This is a genomic window from Streptococcus oralis, from assembly GCF_004127215.1.
Taxonomy (GTDB): Bacteria; Bacillota; Bacilli; order Lactobacillales; family Streptococcaceae; genus Streptococcus; species Streptococcus oralis_BD.
In genome coordinates this window covers 73,554-95,688 of sequence record NZ_QEWJ01000004.1, presented here as the reverse complement: position 1 = coordinate 95,688, position 22,135 = coordinate 73,554, and the positions used below count along the sequence as shown (strand labels likewise).

At 44.2% G+C, this 22,135-nt stretch carries 17 protein-coding genes; 11 read left to right on the top strand and 6 right to left on the bottom strand.

Annotation, left to right across the window (positions count from 1 at the left end):
* The first annotated feature begins 11 nt into the window (after positions 1-11).
* The 5 genes from DF216_RS04660 to DF216_RS04640 all read left to right on the top strand — a co-directional run bounded on the left by DF216_RS04660 (position 12) and on the right by DF216_RS04640 (position 4,121).
* Positions 12-923: a DMT family transporter gene (locus DF216_RS04660; protein ID WP_129326126.1), complete on the top strand. Its 912-nt coding sequence runs from the start codon at positions 12-14 to the stop codon at positions 921-923.
* Between the two features lie 84 nt (positions 924-1,007).
* Complete coding sequence (gene dapD / locus DF216_RS04655) at positions 1,008-1,706, top strand: 2,3,4,5-tetrahydropyridine-2,6-dicarboxylate N-acetyltransferase (protein ID WP_000127447.1); 699 nt, start codon at positions 1,008-1,010, stop codon at positions 1,704-1,706.
* A 69-nt stretch (positions 1,707-1,775) separates the two neighbouring features.
* The gene (locus DF216_RS04650; protein ID WP_129326125.1) at positions 1,776-2,906 is read left to right on the top strand and encodes an N-acetyldiaminopimelate deacetylase; all 1,131 of its coding nucleotides are present in this window, start codon (positions 1,776-1,778) and stop codon (positions 2,904-2,906) included.
* Between the two features lie 11 nt (positions 2,907-2,917).
* Positions 2,918-3,457 (top strand): 5-formyltetrahydrofolate cyclo-ligase, encoded by a 540-nt coding sequence (locus DF216_RS04645; RefSeq protein ID WP_129326124.1) that lies wholly within the window; start codon positions 2,918-2,920, stop codon positions 3,455-3,457.
* Positions 3,441-4,121, top strand: a complete 681-nt coding sequence (locus tag DF216_RS04640) for a rhomboid family intramembrane serine protease (RefSeq protein ID WP_129326123.1) — start codon at positions 3,441-3,443, stop codon at positions 4,119-4,121. The genes DF216_RS04645 and DF216_RS04640 overlap by 17 nt, the downstream gene beginning before the upstream one ends.
* 378 nt (positions 4,122-4,499) lie before the next feature.
* On the opposite strand, the gene DF216_RS04635 is transcribed toward DF216_RS04640, so the two are convergent.
* On the bottom strand, positions 4,500-4,958 hold the full coding sequence (locus DF216_RS04635; RefSeq protein ID WP_129326122.1) for a DUF3021 domain-containing protein: 459 nt from the start codon (positions 4,956-4,958) through the stop codon (positions 4,500-4,502).
* On the bottom strand, positions 4,955-5,395 hold the full coding sequence (locus DF216_RS04630) for a LytTR family DNA-binding domain-containing protein (protein WP_129326121.1): 441 nt from the start codon (positions 5,393-5,395) through the stop codon (positions 4,955-4,957). Before DF216_RS04630 ends, DF216_RS04635 begins: the two co-directional genes overlap by 4 nt.
* A 204-nt stretch (positions 5,396-5,599) precedes the next feature.
* Here DF216_RS04630 and mutL point away from each other — a divergent pair, with 204 nt between their 5' ends.
* Positions 5,600-7,549 carry a DNA mismatch repair endonuclease MutL gene (mutL, locus tag DF216_RS04625; RefSeq protein ID WP_129326120.1) on the top strand — a complete coding sequence of 650 codons (1,950 nt, stop codon included), beginning with the start codon at positions 5,600-5,602 and terminating at the stop codon, positions 7,547-7,549.
* Positions 7,550-7,899: 350 nt separating this feature from the next.
* Positions 7,900-9,669 (top strand): glycoside hydrolase family 13 protein, encoded by a 1,770-nt coding sequence (locus tag DF216_RS04620; RefSeq protein ID WP_129326119.1) that lies wholly within the window; start codon positions 7,900-7,902, stop codon positions 9,667-9,669.
* 298 nt (positions 9,670-9,967) lie between these two features.
* Here the strand turns inward: DF216_RS04620 and DF216_RS04615 are convergent, their stop codons facing one another.
* From DF216_RS04615 to DF216_RS04600, 4 genes are all read right to left on the bottom strand, one after another.
* On the bottom strand, positions 9,968-14,998 hold the full coding sequence (locus DF216_RS04615; protein ID WP_129326118.1) for an SIALI-17 repeat-containing surface protein: 5,031 nt from the start codon (positions 14,996-14,998) through the stop codon (positions 9,968-9,970).
* 320 nt (positions 14,999-15,318) lie between these two features.
* Complete coding sequence (locus DF216_RS04610; RefSeq protein WP_000258399.1) at positions 15,319-15,615, bottom strand: rhodanese-like domain-containing protein; 297 nt, start codon at positions 15,613-15,615, stop codon at positions 15,319-15,321.
* The gene (locus tag DF216_RS04605; RefSeq protein WP_129326117.1) at positions 15,605-17,260 is read right to left on the bottom strand and encodes an FAD-dependent oxidoreductase; all 1,656 of its coding nucleotides are present in this window, start codon (positions 17,258-17,260) and stop codon (positions 15,605-15,607) included. Before DF216_RS04605 ends, DF216_RS04610 begins: the two co-directional genes overlap by 11 nt.
* A gap of 20 nt (positions 17,261-17,280) precedes the next feature.
* On the bottom strand, positions 17,281-17,589 hold the full coding sequence (locus tag DF216_RS04600) for a rhodanese-like domain-containing protein (protein ID WP_084972096.1): 309 nt from the start codon (positions 17,587-17,589) through the stop codon (positions 17,281-17,283).
* 176 nt (positions 17,590-17,765) lie between these two features.
* On the opposite strand from DF216_RS04600, the gene DF216_RS04595 reads away from it, so the two are divergent.
* The 4 genes from DF216_RS04595 to DF216_RS04580 all read left to right on the top strand — a co-directional run bounded on the left by DF216_RS04595 (position 17,766) and on the right by DF216_RS04580 (position 22,123).
* Positions 17,766-18,329, top strand: coding sequence for a sugar O-acetyltransferase (locus tag DF216_RS04595; RefSeq protein WP_129326116.1), 564 nt, complete (start codon positions 17,766-17,768; stop codon positions 18,327-18,329).
* A gap of 270 nt (positions 18,330-18,599) precedes the next feature.
* Positions 18,600-19,820, top strand: coding sequence for a carbohydrate-binding domain-containing protein (locus DF216_RS04590; protein ID WP_129326115.1), 1,221 nt, complete (start codon positions 18,600-18,602; stop codon positions 19,818-19,820).
* A 125-nt stretch (positions 19,821-19,945) separates the two neighbouring features.
* The gene (locus tag DF216_RS04585) at positions 19,946-20,710 is read left to right on the top strand and encodes a nucleoside phosphorylase (RefSeq protein WP_129326114.1); all 765 of its coding nucleotides are present in this window, start codon (positions 19,946-19,948) and stop codon (positions 20,708-20,710) included.
* A 33-nt stretch (positions 20,711-20,743) separates the two neighbouring features.
* Positions 20,744-22,123, top strand: a complete 1,380-nt coding sequence (locus DF216_RS04580) for a TrkH family potassium uptake protein (protein ID WP_129326113.1) — start codon at positions 20,744-20,746, stop codon at positions 22,121-22,123.
* Positions 22,124-22,135 lie beyond the last annotated feature (12 nt).

Genomic DNA, 22,135 nt, shown 5'->3' with positions numbered 1-22,135 from the left:
ACAATAAGAATATGAATCATCATCAGAAAAAGATTGTTAAGGGAACACTATACTCGCTGCTCTCAGGCCTGATCTGGGGGATTTGTGGGATTTTAGGGGAGTATTTTTTCACTCATTATCCAGTGTCTTCTGGATGGATTACTTCTATGCGTTTACTAGTGGCGGGGAGTTTGGTTTTAGGCCTATCAGCCTTTCAGTTGCGCACTCGATTATTGGACATCTGGCGTGATAAGAAAAATTATCTACCCTTTTTAGCCTATGCTATTCTAGGTATTTTTTCTGTGCAATTTTTCTTTTATCTCTGCGTTGAGTATTCCAATGCGACGACGGCGACCATTTTGCAATTTATCAGCCCTGTTTTTATCCTGTTTTACAATCGAATTATTTACCAGAAGAAAGCTTCGATTACAGCTGTGTTCTATGTTTTGATTGCCATGCTAGGTGTTTTTTTGATGGCTACAAAAGGGGATTTGTCCCAGTTATCCATGACACCTTTGGCTCTAGTGACTGGTTTGCTCAGTGCAGTAGGGGTCATGTTTAATGTTATCCTTCCTCAGCGTTTTGCACGGCGCTACGGATTTGTTCCGACTGTTGGTTGGGGGATGATTCTGGCAGGGCTCTTTAGTAATTTCCTTTACCCTATTTATCAGATAAGTTTTCAAGTGGATCTGGTAAGTGTGCTGATTTGTCTGACGATTGCCGTGTTTGGAACTGCTTTTGCCTTCTTCCTATCCATGAAGGCTGTGTCACTCGTTTCTCCGCTAGTTGTATCGGTGGTGAGTGCTAGCGAACCGCTCTCTTCAGCTTTATTAAGTGTTCTTTTTCTGGGATTGGTCATGGATGGTTTTTTGGCCTTGGCTATGGTGTTGATTATCGTTCCGATGATTTTCTTATCTGTAGAAGAAGCAAAACAAGCCCGGTAAAGATGATTATTTGATAGTTGAGGCTTCAAATTTGAAGCCTTTTTTGGTAGAATAGGTATCATTATAACGAACCAGGAGGCACCTATGACTGCTACAAAAATGAACGCTCAAGAAATTATCCAATTTATCGCCAATGCGGAAAAGAAAACCAGTGTCAAAGTAACTTTTGAGGGAGAACTTGCAACTGCTGTGCCAAGCTCTGTTGTCAAACTAGGAAATGTTTTATTCGGAGACTGGAAGGACGTGGCTCCGCTTCTTGAAGGTTTAGTAGAAAATCAAGACTATGTTGTCGAGCAAGATGCTCGTAATTCTGCAGTTCCTTTGTTAGATAAACGTGCTATCAATGCTCGTATCGAGCCAGGTGCTATTATCCGTGACCAGGTTGAAATTGGTGACAATGCTGTTATCATGATGGGAGCTGTTATCAATATCGGAGCAGAAATCGGTGCAGGAACCATGATTGACATGGGTGCCATCCTTGGAGGTCGTGCTATCGTTGGGAAAAACAGTCACGTTGGTGCAGGTGCAGTTTTGGCGGGTGTGATTGAGCCAGCTAGCGCTGAACCAGTCCGTGTCGGAGATAATGTTCTTATCGGTGCCAATGCAGTGGTTATCGAAGGAGTTCAAATCGGCAGTGGTTCAGTTGTCGCTGCAGGAGCTATCGTTACCCAAGATGTTCCAGAAAACGTGGTAGTGGCAGGTGTTCCGGCTCGTATCATCAAAGAAATTGATGCCCAAACCCAACAAAAAACAGCGCTAGAGGATGCGCTTCGTACCTTGTAATTATAAAAGTAAAAAAAAGAGGCGGAACCCTTTTTCCAGCCTCTTTCTGCTATATCGGAGGATAGATAGATGTTAGATTTGATTCAGACTCGACGAGATTTGCACCAGATTCCAGAGATTGGCTTGGAGGAATTCAAAACTCAGGCATATTTGCTGGATGTGATTGAGAAATTGGCTGCGGGCAAGGATTTTGTTCAAGTTCGTACGTGGCGGACAGGAATTTTGGTTTATTTGCAGGGAAGTCAGCCGGAGCGTACCATTGGTTGGCGAACAGACATTGATGGCCTGCCTATCGTTGAACAAACAGGACTACCTTTTTCTTCCCAACACCAAGGTCGTATGCATGCTTGTGGACATGATTTTCATATGACCATTGCTTTGGGCTGTCTTGAGCGCACCCTTGAGGAGCAACCCAAGAATAATCTACTCTTCCTATTTCAGCCTGCTGAAGAAAATGAAGCTGGTGGCATGCTTATGTATGAAGATGGTGCTTTTGGGGACTGGCTACCAGACCAGTTTTATGGACTCCATGTTCGCCCGGATTTGAAAGTTGGCCAGATTGCGACCAACACCCATACACTCTTTGCTGGGACTTGCGAAGTTAAGATCCGTTTCAAAGGAAAAGGCGGGCACGCAGCCTTCCCGCATGAGGCAAATGATGCTCTAGTGGCTGCTAGTTACTTTGTGACCCAAGTACAGTCAGTGGTCAGCCGCAATGTCAATCCAATCGAGGGAGCAGTAGTGACCTTTGGTGTTTTTCAAGCTGGAACCACCAACAATGTCATCACAGATACAGCCTTTTTGCACGGAACCATTCGCGCCTTGACCCAGGATATGAGTCTACTAGTACAAAAGAGGGTCAAGACAGTCGCAGAAGGGGTTGCAGTAGCCTTTGATATGGAAGTCGAAGTGGAACTCAAGCAAGGAGGCTACCTACCTGTTGAGAACAACCCAGCCTTGGCGCGTGAGCTGATGGACTTCTTTGAAGAAAAAGAGGGAATCGAGTTGATTAATATCGAGCCTGCTATGACTGGCGAGGACTTTGGCTATCTCCTTTCAAAGGTGGATGGGGTTATGTTTTGGCTGGGTATTGATAGTCCCTATGCTCTTCATCACCCTCAGATGAGCCCCAAGGAAGAAGCCTTAGCTATTGGAGTGGATGCGGTCTCTAGCTTCCTGAAAAAGAAAGTAGCAGAGTAGAGGTATTGTCTATGAAATCGGAATTACGTAAGCAAGTCTTGCAAGAAATGAAGGCCATTCCTCAGAAGCAAAAAAATACTATGGATCGAGCTTTAACCGATCGACTTTTGCACCATCCTTTTTACCAAGAAGCCAAGGTCATCGCAACCTACCTCTCTTTTCCGCATGAGTTTCAAACGCAGGGACTGATTGACCAGGCACTAAGAGATGGCAAGAAGGTTATGATACCTAAAACCTATCCCAAGGGGCGTATGGAGTTTGTGGTTTACGATCCGCAGCAGTTGGTAAAAACTTCCTTTGGTCTACTGGAGCCCCAAGGGAACTTGGAAGTGGTGGATACCTCTCAGATTGATTTGATTCATGTTCCGGGCTTGGCTTTTACAACAGAGGGTTATCGGATCGGATATGGTGGGGGCTACTATGACCGTTATTTGGAGAATTTTGCTGGGCATAGCCTGAGCACAATCTATCCTTGTCAAGTTCAAGAATTTAACTCGGAAGACCACGATATTCCCGTCCAGGAGGTGCTAATCTATGAAGGAAATCTTTGATAAACGTTACCCTGTTACTAGTCTTTTTCTCCTAATGACAGCTTTGGTATTTCTCTTGATGTTGATTACTACGGGTATCAACTTTGATCAGACAAAAACTCTGTTTCAGTTTGGAGCTATGTATGGACCGATCATTCGCCTGTTCCCAGAGCAGATATGGCGCCTTTTTTCAGCTATATTTGTGCATATAGGTTGGGAACATTTCATTGTTAATATGATTTCACTTTACTTTCTTGGACGACAGGTGGAGGAGATTTTTGGTTCTAAGCAGTTCTTCTTTCTCTATCTCTTATCAGGAATGATGGGGAATCTCTTTGTTTTTGCTTTCACACCGAAAGTCCTAGCAGCAGGTGCCTCCACTTCTCTCTATGGATTATTTGCTGCGATTATCATTTTGCGCTACGCAACTCGCAACCTCTATATCCAGCAGTTGGGGCAATCCTACCTGACACTTTTCGTGATAAATATCATTGGAAGTGTTCTGATTCCAGGAATCAGCCTAGCAGGCCATATTGGTGGTGCGGTAGGTGGGGCCTTTCTAGCAGTCATCTTTCCAGTCAAATGGGAGAGAAGGATGTATAGTACCAGCCAGCGAATCGGAGCCACTGTACTTTTTATTGTATTGGCCGTTTTCCTTTTCTACAAAGGAATGAGCTATGTATAGGGTTAGAATAGTTAAAAAGCTACTCATTTTTTGAGTAGCTTTTTATGTAAGTTTGAACCATTCGAAACAACACAGCAAAGTTAAAATAAGGCTTTGTCCGTACACAACTTAAAAAAGTGAGCACCGATTCGGTGCTTTTTATTTTATTATACTAATTTATTGTACTCCTATTTTTATAAAAAACAAATATTTGTGTAGCGCTTTCAAGTATGATTGGGAAAGGCTATGATTGTGTGTCTGTTTTGATTAAATGATTATGCAGAAAAAGTCACTTTTTAAGTGCCCCAGTTAGTATAGAGTAAGCAAACGAGCCTCAAAAATTTCATTTTGAGGCTCGTAATGATTTATTGTGAAGGATATGGTTTCATTCATCGTCTATTACTTTTTATGGGCCAAAAGTTGATTGATGTGGTCTACTTTTTTAGCTTCTCTTTTATAGAGAATAGCCCAGATGATGAGGTAGACAATCGCAAACTCTGGAATGAGCTGGAGATAGAAGGTCCAGTGGAAGGGGAACCAACCAGCCAGAGTTGCTAGTGGAACAAAGCCAGCCAGCATAAGGAAGAAATGAGTAAGAGTCGCACGAAGCATGCTCCAATCACGGCTGAATAAGCGGCTGCCAAAGCTAAAGAGAACGCCGATAGCTGACCAGATAATCGTGCAGTAGAGCAAGACTAGGGCACCGTGAACCTGATGTTGAGCCATCGCTTGGCCGATGAGAGAGTCGGGACTCAGTGGGGCGTAGGTACTTGGTGCATAAATGAGTGAAAAGATGATAGAGAGGATGAGGCCGATGAGGACGCCAGCAGCTGCGTCGTGAAAGATTTGTTTTTTCATAGTTCTAATTTCTCCTTGATGGTTTTTAGGTAACGGCGTGAAGAGTAGGTGAAGCTTTCGTTTTTTAAGAAAATTTCAACCAGACCGTTGGGCGTGAGCTTGAGATGAGAGATGGAATCGATATTGACGATTTCTGATTGGGAAATTTGGATAAAAGTGGTCGGCAGAATTTCAAGAACCTGATAGAGTCGTAAATCAATGCTGTAGGTCTGACTGGCAGTTTCTGCTAGAACCTTTCGATTCTCTATATAGAAGCGCTGAATCTTGCCAATTTCAACTAGATAGACCTGATCATCAATCTTTCCTTTGATTGTTTCTTTTTGGTCAAGATTTTCTGCGAACTCGATGACTTTCTGGACTTTTTCGGTCGGCTGAGGAGTTTGGACAATCAGCTTTTCCTCCTCGTAAGTCTCCTTAATCTGTAGTTCTACTTTCATAAATTTCCCTCCTTTTCAGTTATACAAGGTTGTGATCACTTCCTGTACACCTTTATTAAACACTATTTTACGACCCATGGCAAGAGCTTTTGCCTATGTGGAGAGATTTGGAGTCTATGTGGTATTTGCTTTTTCTGGTAGCATCTGAAATATGGTATAATATAATCAATTTCTAGGAAAATAGATACAGAAAGGGGCTGAAAGATGTCTCATATTATTGAATTGCCAGAGGTGCTAGCAAACCAGATCGCGGCTGGAGAGGTTATTGAACGTCCTGCCAGTGTGGTGAAAGAGTTGGTAGAAAACGCCATTGACGCTGGTTCTAGCCAGATTATCATCGAGATTGAGGAAGCAGGTCTTAAGAAGATCCAAATCACAGATAATGGTCATGGAATTGCCCACGATGAGGTGGAGTTGGCCCTGCGTCGCCATGCGACCAGTAAGATAAAAAATCAAGCAGATCTCTTTCGGATTCGGACGCTTGGTTTTCGTGGTGAAGCCCTGCCCTCTATTGCTTCTGTCAGTGTCTTAACTCTGTTGACGGCGGTGGATGGTGCGAGTCATGGGACCAAGTTAGTCGCGCGTGGAGGTCAAGTTGAGGAAATCATCCCAGCGACTAGTCCCGTGGGGACCAAGGTTTGTGTAGAGGACCTCTTTTTCAATACGCCTGCTCGCCTCAAGTATATGAAGAGCCAGCAGGCGGAGTTGTCCCATATCATTGATATTGTCAACCGTCTGGGCTTGGCCCATCCTGAGATTTCTTTTAGTTTAATCAGTGATGGCAAGGAAATGACACGGACAGCAGGAACTGGTCAGCTGCGCCAAGCTATTGCTGGGATCTATGGTTTGGCGAGTGCCAAGAAGATGATAGCCATTGAGAACTCGGATCTGGACTTTGAAATTTCAGGTTTTGTGTCTTTGCCTGAGTTAACTCGTGCCAACCGCAACTACATCAGTATCTTTATCAATGGCCGTTATATCAAAAACTTCCTGCTCAACCGTGCAATTCTTGACGGCTATGGCAGTAAGCTCATGGTAGGACGTTTTCCACTGGCTGTCATTCACATCCATATCGATCCTTATCTGGCGGATGTCAATGTGCATCCAACCAAGCAAGAGGTGCGGATTTCCAAGGAAAAAGAACTGATGGCACTTGTATCAGAAGCTATCGCAAAGAGTCTTAAGGAACAGACTTTGATACCTGATGCCTTGGAAAATCTTGCCAAATCGACCGTGCGTAATCGTCAAAAGGTAGAGCAGACCATTCTTCCACTCAAAGAAAGTACGCTTTACTATGAAAAAACAGAGGTAACAAGACCCAGTCAAGCTGAGGTAGCTGATCATCAGGTTGAATTAACTGAGGATGGGCAGGATTTAACCCTGTTTGCCAAGGAAACCTTGGAGCAACTGACAAAGCCGGGCAAACTCCATTTTGCAGAGAGAAAGCCAGCTAACTATGATCAACTAGACCATCCAGAGCTAGACCTTGCCAGTCTCGATAAGGCTTATGACAAGCTGGAGCGAGAAGAATCGTCAAGCTTTCCAGAGTTGGAATTTTTCGGACAAATGCACGGGACCTATCTCTTTGCCCAAGGTAGAGATGGGCTCTACATCATAGACCAGCATGCGGCTCAGGAAAGGGTCAAGTACGAGGAATACCGTGAAAGCATTGGCAATGTTGACCAAAGTCAACAACAACTCCTAGTGCCCTACATCTTTGAATTTCCTGCGGATGATGCCCTTCGCCTTAGAGAAAGAATGCCTCTTTTGGAGGAAGTGGGCGTCTTTTTAGCAGAGTACGGGGAACACCAATTTATCCTGCGTGAACATCCTATTTGGATGGCAGAGGAAGAAATCGAGTCTGGCATCTATGAAATGTGTGACATGCTGCTCTTGACCAAGGAAGTTTCTATCAAGAAATACCGAGCGGAGCTGGCTATCATGATGTCCTGCAAGCGGTCTATCAAGGCCAATCACCGTATCGATGACCACTCAGCCAGACAGCTCCTTTATCAGCTTTCTCAATGTGACAATCCTTATAACTGCCCCCACGGACGTCCTGTTTTGGTGCATTTCACCAAGTCGGATATGGAAAAGATGTTCCGACGCATTCAGGAAAATCATACTAGCCTCCGTGAGTTGGGGAAATATTAAGAGTGGGGCTATTTTGCAGAATCATCTTGTATAAATAAAATAAGATTCCTGTTTCTAGTAAAGGTGAGACAGGAATCTTTTAATATGCTTAAAAAATCATGTAGTTCGAAAACTGCTGGTACTTAGTGAAGTGAATCTGATTCTGAACATCGTAACGATTTATCAGGAAGATTCCATTTGAAGTAGTCTGTTTCAGGTGCTCTAAAGAAGGGGGAATGTGCTAAAAGAAGGAGAATTTTCTAGAAAGAGAAGCGCTTGCAAAGGTAGTTGTAAAGTAGTATACTAGGATTAAGCTATGGAATCGTTTGCATAGAATTGAAATGATAAGAGACAATTTAGGAGACAAAACAATGGAATTAACAGCCATTTACCACAGACCAGAGTCGGAGTATGCATATCTTTATAAAGACAATACAATGCACATTCGTATCCGAACCAAGAAAGATGATATTGAAAGCATCAACTTACATTATGGAGATCCTTTTATCTTTATAGAGGATCATTATGAAGCAATCAAGGAAATGGTCAAAGTCACCTCCGATGCTTTGTTTGATTACTGGCAAGTGGAGATTACGGTCGGCTATGCACGACTCCAGTATCTTTTTGAACTCAAGGATAAGCAAGGTCAGACAATCTTATATGGCGATAAGGGATGTGTTGAAAATACGCTAGAAAACCTTCATTACGAAGGAAACGGCTTTAAAGTTCCTTATATCCATGAGATTGATGCTTGCCATGTTCCTGACTGGGTAGCTGAGACGGTATGGTATCAGATTTTCCCAGAACGTTTTGCCAATGGCAATCCTGAGATTTCTCCCAAAGGGGCGCTAGCTTGGGATTCGTCTATTAAACCAAAAACTAGCGATTTCTTTGGTGGTGATTTACAAGGTATTATTGACCATCTGGATTACTTGCAAGACTTAGGGATTACAGGTCTTTATCTCTGTCCGATTTTTGAATCTCCAAGCAATCACAAGTACAATACAACAGATTATTTCGAAATTGACCGTCATTTTGGAGACAAGGAGACCTTCCGTCAACTGGTGACAGAAGCTCATCAGAGAGGGATGAAAATCATGCTGGACGCTGTTTTTAACCATATAGGAGACCAGTCTCCACAGTGGCAGGATGTTCTCAAACATGGTGAAAATTCTGTTTATAAAGACTGGTTCCATGTTCAAGAGTTCCCGGTGACAAAGGATAAGCTTACAAATCCAAGAAAGTTCCCTTACCATACCTTTGCCTTTGAGAGCTATATGCCCAAGCTAAATACAGCCAATCCTCAAGTGAGGGACTATTTGTTGAGCGTTGCGACCTACTGGATTGAAGAATTTGATATCGATGCTTGGCGCTTGGATGTGGCAAATGAGGTGGACCACCAATTTTGGAGAGATTTCCGCAAGGCTGTCTTGGCTAAAAAGCCTGACCTTTATATTCTTGGAGAAGTCTGGCACACGTCTCAGCCTTGGCTAAATGGTGATGAGTTCCACGCGGTCATGAACTATCCTCTCTCTGACAGTATCAAGGATTATTTCTTACGTGGGGTCAAGAAGACCAGTCAATTTATCGATGAGATCAATGGTCAGTCTATGTATTATAGACAGCAGATTTCGGAAGTGATGTTCAATCTTCTGGATTCGCACGATACGGAGCGCATTTTGACAACAGCAAAAGGAAACATCCAATTGGTCAAATCTGCCCTAGCCTGCCTCTTTTTACAAAGGGGAACACCGTGTTTCTACTATGGAACCGAGTTAGAATTAGACGGAGGGCCGGATCCAGATTGTCGTCGTGTGATGCCTTGGGAACGCGTTTCCGACAGCAATGAGATGCTCGATTTTATGAAGAAATTGATTCAGCTTCGCAAGGATGTTTCAGATATTATCCAGCATGGAAAATATATTCTAGAAGAAATCAAGCCGGATGTGCTAGTTCTAGAATGGAATTATGATGGTCAAAAGGTCCAAGCCATTTTTAACCAATCAACTGAAAACTATCTTGTAGGTCGTGATTCTGTAGTGCTAGCCAGTCATTGTCAAGAAACAGACGAGGGTCTTTCTATTTTACCGAACGGTCTTGCGGTCTGTTATCAAGCTCCTGAAATTTCGTCTAGTATCTGATTTGGAAATAGAGAGAAGTATTGTCTGCTAAATCAACTACAATATAGGCAGATGATTTTCACGACAATCTAAAAACTGTAGGAAAACTGAAAAGATTTAGTTTTGACTTGCTCAGAACTAGGTCTTTTTCATTTTACCTTACTTTGTTTGCAGAGGTGATAGACGGACAGTCTGTTCCGTCTTTTCTAGACTACCAAGCAAATAAAAAATTGTCCTGCCCTTAGAAGCAAATGCAGCTTTTAGGGGGCAGGACAATGTGATTTCTTCTTATCTTTAGGTGATTTGGATGATGTTTATTTTACTCCTTTTTAGTTTTTACTAAGAAAGTAGCTGTTAAGACCAAACTGAGACCAGCTAAGAAGAGGAGTGGATTTCTTTCTTCCCCAGTTGCAGGGAGTTTTTCTTGATGACCACTATCAGTTGTGTGTACCAGTGCCTCTGCCTCTGTCTCTGTTGTAGTTGGTTTTTCATGTGGGTTTACAACCTCAACAGTTGGTGAGCTTGTAGTGTTGTAGACAACTGCATAAGTACTAACGTTATTGGTCAAAAATTCAAGCATGCCATCTCGGATAGTAAAGTCCTGTGGTTCTAACTCTCTAGTCGGAGTGAGGTAGTAGACTCCTTGCACTTCTCCTGAAACTGGTAAGCGAACTAAGACTTGGTTCTGTAGTTGGACATTGTGATTTTCCTTATTTTTGAGCTGGAAATCATATGCATCGTATGTCTTACCAAAGAGTTCTTGGGCTAGCACTCGTCGGCTTGCTAAGTGGGCAACGTCTTCCAAGTCAGTAGCTCCACCGATGATTTCGACCCCCGTCTTTTTATCTTTCAAGGTGCGCAACTGATACTCAGGTCGAGTGAGGGTTGGAGCAGCCTGATCTCCACTAGTTCCGATAGGGTTGGTGTATTCAGGTTTTTCTACTATTGGAGCTTCCTCTTGCCCTGCGGTTCCGATAGGGTTGGTGTATTCAGGTTTCTCAACAGTAGGAGCTTCCTCTTGACCCGCCGTTCCGATAGGGTCAGTGTACTCAGGTTTTTCTACTATTGGAGCTTCCTCTTGCCCTGCGGTTCCGATAGGATTGGTGTATTCAGGAATTTCTACAGTAGGAGCTGGTTCGTCCCCCTTACTTGTAGTTGGTTGTTTCTCGTCAACCTTTTTCTCATCCTTTTTAGTAAAGACGGCTACGACAGGACTGCTTGTGGTAGTTCCTTGAATGGCATAAGCTGCAATCGCTTTTCCGGTTTGTCGATCAGTACCGTCAGGGATTGGGATTTGAACTTGATTGTCCTGGATTGATAGCACGGTCTGATCCCCACTTGTAACCAGATGCGTTTCGTCCACTTTGCGCAAGACTAGAGGATCTTTGACACCTGGGAAGGTCACAGCGATGGCTTCCCAATCTCCAGATGGTAGGGTTAAGGAAATTTCTTTGTCATTTTCTTTAAGAGGAGCGATACTAGGGCTATCTATACCAACAGCAGGGGCTTTGATGATATCAAAGGAGTCTAGAGAAATTTTCTTGCGACCTTCTGGTGAATCTGGGTCAACACGTAATGTTAGGGTGTGCGGACCGTCAGCAAGGTTTGTAAATTCGCCAATAAAGGCTCTCTTTTCAGTAGCACCTGAAGTGTAGAAGTCTAGACTTGGCATTTCTTTGCCATCTAGTGTAACACGCGCTCGTCCAAGGGCAAGGCTCTTCAAACCATAGATACGAATACCTGTACCAGTAAAGGAAATAGTTGCCTGAGCTTCTGAAGCTGCACTAGAGTCGCTGTTGTTGATGTCAGCGTATTTTTCCGTACCTCCGTAGAGTTCAGGGTCAGACCAGTCCTTAAACTGGGAACCATACTGGATACGAGTGTCGCGATCATCCATTTTCTCAATCGTGTTGCCTGCTCCTGATAGGATCTTGAAGTAATCTAATGAAATTTTCGAGCGTTCACTTCCACGTCCTTTGTGCTCACGTTTAACGCTAAGAGTCAATGTATGAGGTCCGTCTGACAATCCTGTGAAGCGACCGATGAGACTGCCTTTTTCAGTTGCCCCAGCAGTATGAAAATCAAGCTCTCCAACTTCTTTGCCGTCAATTTTAGCAGTAGCAAGGCCTAGTTCGGACGATTTTAGTCCATAGATTTCGATACCAACACCATTGAAAGGAATGGTAGCAGTGATATCTTCGTCTGTGTAGTCACCTTTTGAAAGGTCAGCAAATTTTTCTGTTCCTCCAAATAATTCTGAGTCGGCCCAGTTTCCAAAGGCAGCACCGTATTGGATACGGTTATCTCGGTCGTCCATCAATTCACCAGGAGTTTCTACAGTGACCTGTTCAGATACTTGTGTGGAAACTTCGCCCAGCATAGCCTTTACAGTATAGGTATAGGCGAGTTGAGGATCTAGTGATCGGTCGACAAAGTTAGTTTGATTGGTTATAAATTCTCTAGTTGCAGAGGTTTGGCCAGATTCGTCTTTCACTTGTCTTTGGATGACATAGTGGGTAGCGCCTTCTACTTGGTTGAAGGTGAGTTCGGCAGTGACTCCATTTTGTCGAACTGCTGTCAGACTGGTTACGCGACCAAGGAAATGTTCAAAGGTAATGACATCGCCTTTTTGTGTTGCCAGTTGGATGCGGCCATCTTTGAGGACAGTTGCCTTGACAGCTTTGCCATTGACCTTGATTTGGCTGGCTTCGATATTTGGATAGTCTACAACCAAGTCTCCACCGACATTTGAAAGGAAGGACAAGCTTTGAAGATTTTTATCTTTCCACTTCATGCTGACTTCGAAGTTACCACGGGCAATCAAGCCAGAAACCTGACCGTCTTTCCAAGCATCTGGAAGGGCTGGCAATGGCGCAATATAGCCAGTATGAGATTGCAGGAGCATTTCTGCCATCCCACTAGTTGCCCCAAAGTTTCCATCGATTTGGAATGGTGCGTGGGTATCCCAAAGATTTTCTAGGGTTGAATACTTGAGCTGTTCAGCGAGTAAGCGATGGGCACGGTTACCGTCTAAGAGACGAGCCCAGAGGTTGATTTTATTGGCTTTAGACCAACCAGTCCCGCCATCTCCACGGTGATTAAGGGTTGCACGCGCAGCCTCTAAGTATTCAGCCTGATCCTTGCTAAAGAGTGTACCTGGGAAGAGACCTACCAGATGGGAAACGTGGCGGTGGTTATTTTCAATCCCTTCGTTGGTGAATTGTGGACTGTCTTCCTCGTACCATTCCTTGATCCGTCCTTCTTTGTTGATGTGAAGGGGTTTTAGTTTGTCAAATTTAGCCTTGACCTCTGTGACTAAGTCTTGGTCGACTTTCAGATGGTTGGCGACTTCCATGTAGTCATGGAATAGCTGCCAGACTAGCGACTGGTCAAAGGTGTTTCCGATGGTAATGGTACCGTGTTCTGGTGAGTAGGATGGAGAAGACACCCAACGGTCACTGGCCTTGTCATAGTGCAAGAAGGAGTTCCAGAACTTGGCAGTTTCCTTGAGCATAGGATAAATCTTTTCTTTGAGATAAGTCTCATCCTTGGTGAATTTATAGTAGTCATAGACGTTCTGCATCATCCAGGCATTAGCAGCTGGCGACCAACCCCAATAATAATTCCAACCAGGAGTAGTCCAGCCAAATGGTGTTGCTTGAGTGTGGACCAGCCATCCATTTTCCTGTCCGTCTTTTGACTCGATACCAGCGTATTCCTTGGCAGCGATACGGCCATAGTAACGCATGTCGTCAATGTAATTAATCATTGGCTTGGCTGTTTCAGCCAGGTTGCTCATGTAGGCTGGCCAATAGTTCATTTGCAAATTGACATTGAGGTGGTAGTCAGCGTTCCAAGGTGGATTGTCTACAGCATTCCAGACTCCTTGTAGGTTGGCAGGAAGGGCATCTGTCCGATCACGAGACGAACTAATCAATAGATAACGTCCGTATTGGAAGAAGAGTTCTTCCAGTTTTTGCCCTTTGCTAGGGTTATATCCTTGAAGGGCCTCTTTTGTCGTTTGAGCAGTCTTGCTTCCACCTAGGTTTAGTTTAACGCGATTAAAGAGACTTTGATAATCCTTGATGTGGTCCTTTTTAAGTGTCTCGTAGTCTTTGGCCTTAGCGGCTTCTACAATGCCTTTAACCGTTTTTTCGAGGTCAATGTCTTTTCGATAATTGGTTTTTGGATTTTGAGCAAAGTTAGTTTTGGCGCTGAGATAGAGGGTCGCATAGCTTGCACCTGTAACGGTTAGAGTCTCATTCTGAACAGTGACTTTTCCGTCCGTTTTAATTCCTAGATAGGATGCAAATTTGAGGCCGTTATCTTTGACAGTCCCTTTTAGAAGGATTCCATTTTCATCTGTAGTGACATGACCGTTCTTATAGTTGGAATATTCCCAAGAGTAGTTGCCATTAGCAAGTAAGTCCTCTGTCAAGCTATTCCAAAGGGTAAAGTCAAGCGTCTTGTTTCCTTTTTTGGTTAAGTGGGTCACGGTGACATCATCAGGATAGCTGGAGAAGGTTTCGCGTTTGAAGGTCGTCCCATCTTGGGTATAAGAAGTGGTCGTAGTGGCTTCTGTGATGTCCAAACCGCGGTGATAGTCTGTTACAGTATCAAGCCCTTTCTTCTGGTTATTAAAGACCATGAAGATATCCCCAAAGGCTAGGTAACGACCATACTGGGCGTTGTTTGGTCCAACTAGATTTTGTTCAGCTAGTTGTTTGGCTTTTTGGCGGTCTCCATCTTCGAGAGCTTTACGAATCTCTGCCAAGACCTTATAGCGATCCTTGTAGTTCCCTCCGTTATAATCGGTGCTATCAGGTTGGGGACCTCCTGACCAGAGGGTCTTTTCGTTATACTGAATTCTCTCTTCGCCAATCAGACCAAAGACCTTGGCTCCCATCTCGCCATTTCCGACTGGAAGGGCTTGTTTTTCCCATCCATCATAGGAAGGGGCTGTTGGCTGATCATAGTTGAGTTGATAGTTTTCTTGCTTTTTCACTGGCAGCTCGGTATTTTTATTCTCCTTATTTTCTTTAGCTTCTACAATGGCTTCTTCACTAGCTTGACGATTTGTTGTCTGAGTCTCCCCGGTTGCTTTGCTTTTGGAAACTGGATTCTCAGCTAGAGGTGGCTCTGTAGTCTCAGTAGCTTCAACTGCTCTGGGTTCGCTATCAGGCTTAGTGCTAGTTTCGACGGAGGTCTGTTCAGTTTGTTTGACCTCAATACTATCAGCGGAGACAGTGTGGCTGGCTAGAAAAACAGCTCCCAACAAAACAGAAGCAGTCCCAACTGTCAGTTTGCGGATGCTGTAGCGACAGGATTTCTCCCAAAATCTTTTGTCCATAGGAATCTCCCTCTTCTTTCTTGTAAGCGTATACATTTTTATTTTAAAAAAAACTTACAAAAAATAAGTTGTTTATTATTGTTTATGTTCTTAATATAGCAAAATAGTCAAAATAGTGCAACCTTTTTGACAGAGATTTGTAGAAATTGTTTGGGTTTTTCTTGCTTGTATCCTTGTGGGAGAGTGAAGGTCAGCTATCCAGAGGGGGAATTGTATTGATAACGGCACTAACGTGGTCAATACAAAAAGCCCGCATTCTAATCCTATGTGAGGATTTGGATGCGGACTGATTGCTGAGACTGATTTTAAGTAACTTTGACTTATTCTACCTCACCTGGCCAGTGGTTCATACCACCTTCTACATTGGTAACGGTAAGGCCTTGGGCGCTGAGAAATTGACAGGCAGAGGCAGAACGCACTCCACCTTGACAAATGACATGGTATTCCTGGTCAGGTTTGAGTTCTTTGTAGCCTTGCTCCAAGGTGCTTAACGGAAGATTTTTTGCACCTGGCGCATGTCCTGCTTGAAACTCATGTACTTCACGTACATCGATAAGATCTAGTTTTTCATTTTGATATTTTTCATAAAAGTCAGCCATGCTGATATTAGTTACCATATTCTACTCCTTCTGGGTTAGCCATTTTGTATAGTGAATAAGCGCCGTCAAGGTTTTGAACGGTAAATCCTGTTTGTTTGAGGATACGCTCTGCGATATAGCTACGCAAACCACTGTGGCAGCTAACGATGTAGGCTTGGTTCTTGTCCAGTTCATCCAAGCGTTCACGAAGTTCGTTTAGGGGAATGTGGATAGTGTCGACTTTGAGTCGACCACTCTGAAATTCGCCACTTGTCCGCACATCTAGGAATTTCTTTCCAGAAGCTAGTTCGTCTTCGAGCTGGTACCATTGAACATTATCGCTGAGACCTTCGATAAGGTTCAAGGCTGCGTAGCCCAGCATATTGACGGGATCCTTGGCAGAGCCAAATGGTGGCGCATAGGTGAACTCCAATTCTGGTAAGTCAAAGACGGTGAGATTTCCCTTGATAGCAGTTGCCAGGATATCGATTCGCTTGTCAACGCCTTTCTTCCCAACTCCTTGGGCACCGTAGATTTTTCCAGTGGTCGGGTCAAAGAGGAGCTTCAAGGTCATATCAGTAGCGCCTGGATAATAACCAGCGTGGTCTTTCCCACTGACATGAAGGGCCTTGTAAGGAAGTTGATTCATGACAAGGATACGTTCGCTGAGACCAGTCGAAGCAGCTGTCATATCAAAGGCACGAACGATGGCAGTACCGATACTGCCCTTGTTGGTACGACCGAGTCCTGCGATGACGTCCGCTACTTGTCGTCCTTGACGATTGGCAGGAGAAGCTAGAGAGATGAGGGCATCTTGGCCAGTAATCTCTTGCTTGACGACGATGGCATCTCCAACTGCAAAAATATCTTTTTGACTGGTTTCGTAGTTTTCGTTGACGAGGATACCGCCACGAAGTCCCAGTTCAATCCCAGCTGCCTGAGCCAGTCTGTTTTCAGGTTCAACACCTACAGAAAGGATGGTGAGGTCAGAAGTGATCTTTTGACCGTTTTCGAGAATGATGATTTTTCCTTGATCTTCAAATCGAGTAGCAGACTGAGAAGTGATAACACGAACGCCGTTTTTAACCAATTCTGCTTGGATAAAGGCTGCCATTTCGTGATCTAATGGCGGCAAGACATGGGGCGCTTTCTCAACGATGGTAACTTGCAATCCACGTTTTGCCAGGTTTTCAGCCATTTCAAGACCGATAAAGCCTGCACCGATAACGACAGCTTCTTTTGGATGATTGTCCAAGGCTGCCATAATTTCATCAAGATCGGGAACATTGCGGAGCGTGTAGGCGTTCTTAGCTTCTGCCAAGCCTTCAATGGTAGGAACAAATGGTTTAGCTCCTGGGGAGAGGATCAACTTGTCATAGCTTTCTGTGAATTCCTGTCCATCATGGCGTACGGTCACAGTGTGCTCTGCTGGCGAAATCTGGATGACCTCATGGAAAGGACGAACATCAAGATTAAAGCGTGCCTTGAGACTTTCAGGAGTTTGAACCAATAAACTATCACGGTTTGCAATTTCTCCTGAAACATAGTAAGGAAGTCCGCAGTTTGCAAAGGAAACAAAGGGACCTTTCTCAAAAATAGTGATTTCAGCATCTTCCATGAGACGCCTGAGACGGGTTGCTGCAGACATACCGCCTGCCACTCCTCCGACAATAATGATTTTCATTGATTTTCTCCTTTATAAATCTAGATGACCTTGCCTGTCCAAGCACTCATGCCCCCTCGGACGTTGATGACATCGTAGCCTTTTTTCTTTAGCTTCTTCGCAGCTAGTTTGCTTCGCACTCCAGAATGACAAATGACATAAAGTGTTTCTTTTGTCTCAGGTGTGTAAGATCCGATTTCGGTTAGAGGGACATTCTTGGCATTTTTGATATGACCTCTGCGGAATTCTGTAGGTGTCCGAACATCCAGTAGCTGAATCGGTTCTCTGAGTTTAGCTTCTAACTCGCTGGTAGAAATACTGTCAATTTTTGTAAATAATAAGTGAAACATAGGCACCTCCAAATATACCCTTATGGGGTATATTAAACCATGAAGTAAAGCTTTTGTCAAGCAAGTTGTTTTGAGTTGGGATGGGGATTTGTTTTGAGAGACTGGAAAGCAAGCTATTCTTGACCTTTCAAAGTCTTTTTGATATGATGGCGTCAAAGTAAGTGTGAGGTATAAAGATGACCAGTGAATACCAGAAAATGATAGCGGGAGAACCCTATCATCCGTTTGATTCTGAGTTGCGGGCCTTGGCTCAGACTGCACGCCAGAAGCAGGCGGATTTCAACCAGGAGCTAGATCCCTTGAAAGGGGCGGAGATTATCAAAAGTTGTTTTGGTTCAACTGGGAAAAATCTCTATGTCAATCCACGACTGGTGGTTGATTATGGAATTAATATCCATCTAGGGGAAAATTTTTATTCTAATTGGAACTTGACCATGCTGGATGTTTGTCCGATTCGCATCGGTAACAATGCCATGATTGGCCCCAACTGTCAGTTTTTAACCCCACTCCATCCACTAGATCCGAAGGAACGTAATTCAGGGGTCGAATACGGCAAGCCCATCACCATCGGTGACAATTTCTGGGCTGGAGGTGGCGTCATTGTCCTTCCTGGAGTGACACTGGGCAATAACGTAGTGGCAGGAGCAGGGGCCGTGATTACCAAGTCCTTCAGAGACAATGTTGTTTTAGGTGGCAATCCTGCGCGTGTTATCAAGGAAATCTCTGTAAAAGAAAATTAAAAAGAACAGCTGGGCTGTTCTTTTTATGAGCATTAGTCTTATAAATTTTTCTTCTTTTTGGCTTTCTTGGTCAAGGAGACATGGCACTGGGGATGTTGGTTTTAAAAACTATTAAATGCATTTTAGTACTCTCAAATTGTTTCTAGTAGCCCTTTCAAAAGAATACTAATCGAAACTAAATTTAAGGAAACTTTCAGAAAAGTTTTAGTTTCGTTTCAGGAATCTTCTGTAGACTGTCTAGCTATATCATACGAAGGAGAGGAAAAAGGTATGAAATCAAAAAAATGGACCCTACTTGCAACGAGTCTAACGGCAATGGTGCTGATGGCAGCATGTGCCCAGTCAACAACTACATCTAATACCAATGCAACGACAACTTCAACAAAGACAAATCAAACTTCCTATTTTACAGAAAAGGACTATGATACTTCTTATGATGAAAGCACAGCTTCTAAGATTGAGCTATCTGGCTCATCTGCAAACGTCTCTGGAGATGGGGCAACAGTATCTAGTTCAACAGTGACCATCACAAAATCTGGAATCTATGTGATTTCAGGTCAGTCTGACGGAGTTCAGATTAAGGTCGAGGCAGATGAGTCGGCAGATATTCACCTAGTCTTAAAAGGTGCGACCATGACTAACACCAATGCAGCGATATCTGCGACATCGGCTGGCCATGTCTACCTGACTCTGGCAGAAGAAACCACCAACAGTCTCTCTGACTCAAGCTCGAACAGTGACGAAAAAGCTGATGCAGCCTTATTTTCTAAGGTGGATTTGACCATCAACGGTAAAGGAACTCTCAATGTAGATGGTAAGAAAAACAATGGGATCAAGGCTAATGGCACCCTCCACATCACGGGTGGAACCTATAACATCACAGCAGTTGGCGATGCCTTTAATGTCAATGATGAACTCAACATCACTGGTACGACCATGACCATCGATGCCAAAGAAGACGGAGTCAAGGTGGACAATGATGAAGATACTTCAGTCGGAACCATGTACCTATCTAATAACAAGATCACCGTTACAGCAGGGGATGATGGCATCCACGCTTCTGGAGACCTCGTTATCGATAGTGGGACCTACACCGTCAAAAATTCCACCGAAGGACTTGAAGGGAAATCCATCACTATCAACGGTGGGGACATTACCATCTATTCGACAGATGATGGAGTCAACGCAGCTAATAAAAACGCCCAACAGAGTGAAATCTTCTTCACCATGAACGGTGGGAACCTGACAGTAGAAGTCGGTCAAGGGGACACAGACCCAATCGACTCAAATGGGAACGTGACAGTCACTGGCGGAACCATTAAAATGACTGGGCAAACAGGTTTTGACTTTGATGGAACAGCGACCTACACAGGTGGAGACATCTACCTCAATGGTGAAAAACAAACGGAAATCGTCAATTCTATGCCTGGAGGCGGTGGACCGAATGGAGTTCCTCAAGGTGACGGTCCAGCCCCTGGCGGACAAGGATAAGCAAAATTCTCCTTTCTCGAGAGAGAAGGGAGAGTTTTGTGTTCTTACTAGAGGAAATGTAAAGACAACTCCTTGACACTCCGTCAGCTTTTGATACAATAGTACAAAATTACAGGAGGTGGACTATGATTCAGAAGCATGCGATTCCCATTTTAGAGTTTGATGATAACCCCCAAGCGGTTCTTATGCCGACACATGAGGGGTTAGACTTAAAGTTGCCAAAGAAGTGTATCTATGCATTTTTGGAGGAGGAGATTGACCACTATGCTCAGGAAGTAGGGGCGGACTGTATCGGTGAGTTCGTTTCTGCCACCAAAACGTATCCAGTATATGTCATCAACTACAAGGGTGAGGAGATTTGTCTGGCCCAGGCGCCTGTTGGTTCTGCCCCATCGGCCCAGTTTATGGATTGGTTGATTGGCTATGGTGTGAAGCAAATCATTTCCACTGGAACCTGTGGCGTCCTAGCCGATATAGAGGAAAATGCCTTTCTCGTCCCTGTTCGCGCTCTGCGAGATGAGGGGACGAGTTACCACTATGTAGCGCCTTCTCGTTATATGGAGATGCAGATTGAGGCGATCTCTGCCATCGAGCAAGTCTTGGAACAAAGAGGCATTCCTTACGAGGAGGTCATGACCTGGACGACAGATGGTTTTTATCGAGAGACGGCTGAAAAGGTTGCCTATCGCAAGGAAGAAGGCTGTGCTGTTGTGGAGATGGAGTGCTCTGCTCTGGCGGCAGTAGCCCAGCTTCGTGGGGTTGTCTGGGGAGAGTTGCTCTTTACCGCAGATTCCTTAGCAGATCTGGATAACTACGACAGTCGTGACTGGGGCTCAGAAGCTTTCGAGAAGGCCCTTGAACTCTGTCTTGCCATTGTGCACCATATGTGAGTACTCTTACTGTTTTTATGGTAGAATGTAGTTATGTTATTCAAATCATTTTTTGAAAAAATCAAGACGACACTGGGACGGTTATCGCCAGCCCGTCGCATCTTTTTAAGTTTTGCTCTGGTTATCCTCCTGGGTTCACTCCTTTTAAGCCTTCCCTTTGTGCAAGCAGCAACGTCACAAGCGACCTACTTTGACCATCTCTTTACGACTGTGTCCATGGTCTGTGTGACAGGGCTCTTCACCCAGCCGGTGGCCTCTACTTACAATATCTGGGGCCAGTTGATCTGCATGATCTTGATCCAGATTGGTGGTTTGGGGCTCATGACCTTTATCGGAATCTTTTATATCCAAGGCAAGCAAAAGCTCAGTCTTCGTGGTCGTGAGACCATTCAAGAAAGTTTTAGCTATGGGGAAACTCAGTCTCTAAAGGACTTTATCCGCTCGATCTTTCTGACGACTTTTCTGGTGGAAGGGATTGGTGCCTTTCTCTTGAGTTTCCGCTTTATTCCTGAATTTGGCTGGGGGCGAGGGATTTTAACCTCTATCTTTTTGGCTATTTCAGCCTTCTGCAATGCTGGATTTGATAATTTTGGTAGTACGAGTTTGCTAGCCTTTCAAACGGATCCCTTGATCAATCTAGTGATTGCAGGTTTGATTATCACGGGTGGGCTAGGATTTATGGTCTGGTTTGATCTAGCGACCCAGTTTGGAAAAAAGAAAAAACGCCGTCTGCGTTTCCATACTAAGCTGGTTCTCTTTTTAACTGCGGGAATTTTGCTCTTTGGAACGGTATCGACTCTCTTAATTGAGTGGAACAATCCTGGGACGATTGGAAATCTCAGCGCTCCAGAGAAACTGCTGGTTAGCTTTTTCCAGACCGTCAGCATGAGAACGGCTGGCTTTGCTTCAATTGACTACACCCAGGCTCGACCGGTGACCTTGTTCATCTATATCCTACAGATGTTTCTAGGAGGGGCGCCTGGAGGGACAGCAGGGGGGCTCAAGATTACGACCTTCTTTGTCTTATTGGTCTTTGCCCGTAGCGAACTATTGGGCTTGCCTCATGCCAATGTGGCTCGGAGGACCATTGAACCCCGAACTGTGCAAAAATCTTTCAGTGTCTTTATTATCTTCTTGCTGACCTTCTTGCTGGGCTTGATCCTGCTAGGAATAACAGCAGAGGGAAATCCGCGTTTTATCTACCTCATGTTTGAGACCATTTCAGCCCTTGCGACAGTTGGAGTGACGGCAAATTTAACGCCGGAGTTAGGTAAGTTAGCCCTCAGTATCGTTATGTTGCTGATGTTTATCGGCCGTATTGGTCCCTTGACACTACTGGTCAGTGTAGCGGAATACCAGCCAGACAAGAAAGATACGATTCACTATATGAAAGCAGATATCACTATCGGATAAGAAAGGAAGAAT

Excerpts from the sequence above, each read along its gene's own strand:
- DF216_RS04660 (WP_129326126.1), top strand. The coding sequence starts at position 12 with ATGAATCATCATCAGAAAAAGATTGTTAAGGGAACACTATACTCGCTG.
- dapD (WP_000127447.1), top strand. The coding sequence starts at position 1,008 with ATGACTGCTACAAAAATGAACGCTCAAGAAATTATCCAATTTATCGCC.
- DF216_RS04650 (WP_129326125.1), top strand. The coding sequence starts at position 1,776 with ATGTTAGATTTGATTCAGACTCGACGAGATTTGCACCAGATTCCAGAG.
- DF216_RS04645 (WP_129326124.1), top strand. The coding sequence starts at position 2,918 with ATGAAATCGGAATTACGTAAGCAAGTCTTGCAAGAAATGAAGGCCATT.
- DF216_RS04640 (WP_129326123.1), top strand. The coding sequence starts at position 3,441 with ATGAAGGAAATCTTTGATAAACGTTACCCTGTTACTAGTCTTTTTCTC.
- DF216_RS04635 (WP_129326122.1), bottom strand. The coding sequence starts at position 4,958 with ATGAAAAAACAAATCTTTCACGACGCAGCTGCTGGCGTCCTCATCGGC.
- DF216_RS04630 (WP_129326121.1), bottom strand. The coding sequence starts at position 5,395 with ATGAAAGTAGAACTACAGATTAAGGAGACTTACGAGGAGGAAAAGCTG.
- mutL (WP_129326120.1), top strand. The coding sequence starts at position 5,600 with ATGTCTCATATTATTGAATTGCCAGAGGTGCTAGCAAACCAGATCGCG.
- DF216_RS04620 (WP_129326119.1), top strand. The coding sequence starts at position 7,900 with ATGGAATTAACAGCCATTTACCACAGACCAGAGTCGGAGTATGCATAT.
- DF216_RS04615 (WP_129326118.1), bottom strand. The coding sequence starts at position 14,998 with ATGGACAAAAGATTTTGGGAGAAATCCTGTCGCTACAGCATCCGCAAA.
- DF216_RS04610 (WP_000258399.1), bottom strand. The coding sequence starts at position 15,615 with ATGGTAACTAATATCAGCATGGCTGACTTTTATGAAAAATATCAAAAT.
- DF216_RS04605 (WP_129326117.1), bottom strand. The coding sequence starts at position 17,260 with ATGAAAATCATTATTGTCGGAGGAGTGGCAGGCGGTATGTCTGCAGCA.
- DF216_RS04600 (WP_084972096.1), bottom strand. The coding sequence starts at position 17,589 with ATGTTTCACTTATTATTTACAAAAATTGACAGTATTTCTACCAGCGAG.
- DF216_RS04595 (WP_129326116.1), top strand. The coding sequence starts at position 17,766 with ATGACCAGTGAATACCAGAAAATGATAGCGGGAGAACCCTATCATCCG.
- DF216_RS04590 (WP_129326115.1), top strand. The coding sequence starts at position 18,600 with ATGAAATCAAAAAAATGGACCCTACTTGCAACGAGTCTAACGGCAATG.
- DF216_RS04585 (WP_129326114.1), top strand. The coding sequence starts at position 19,946 with ATGATTCAGAAGCATGCGATTCCCATTTTAGAGTTTGATGATAACCCC.
- DF216_RS04580 (WP_129326113.1), top strand. The coding sequence starts at position 20,744 with ATGTTATTCAAATCATTTTTTGAAAAAATCAAGACGACACTGGGACGG.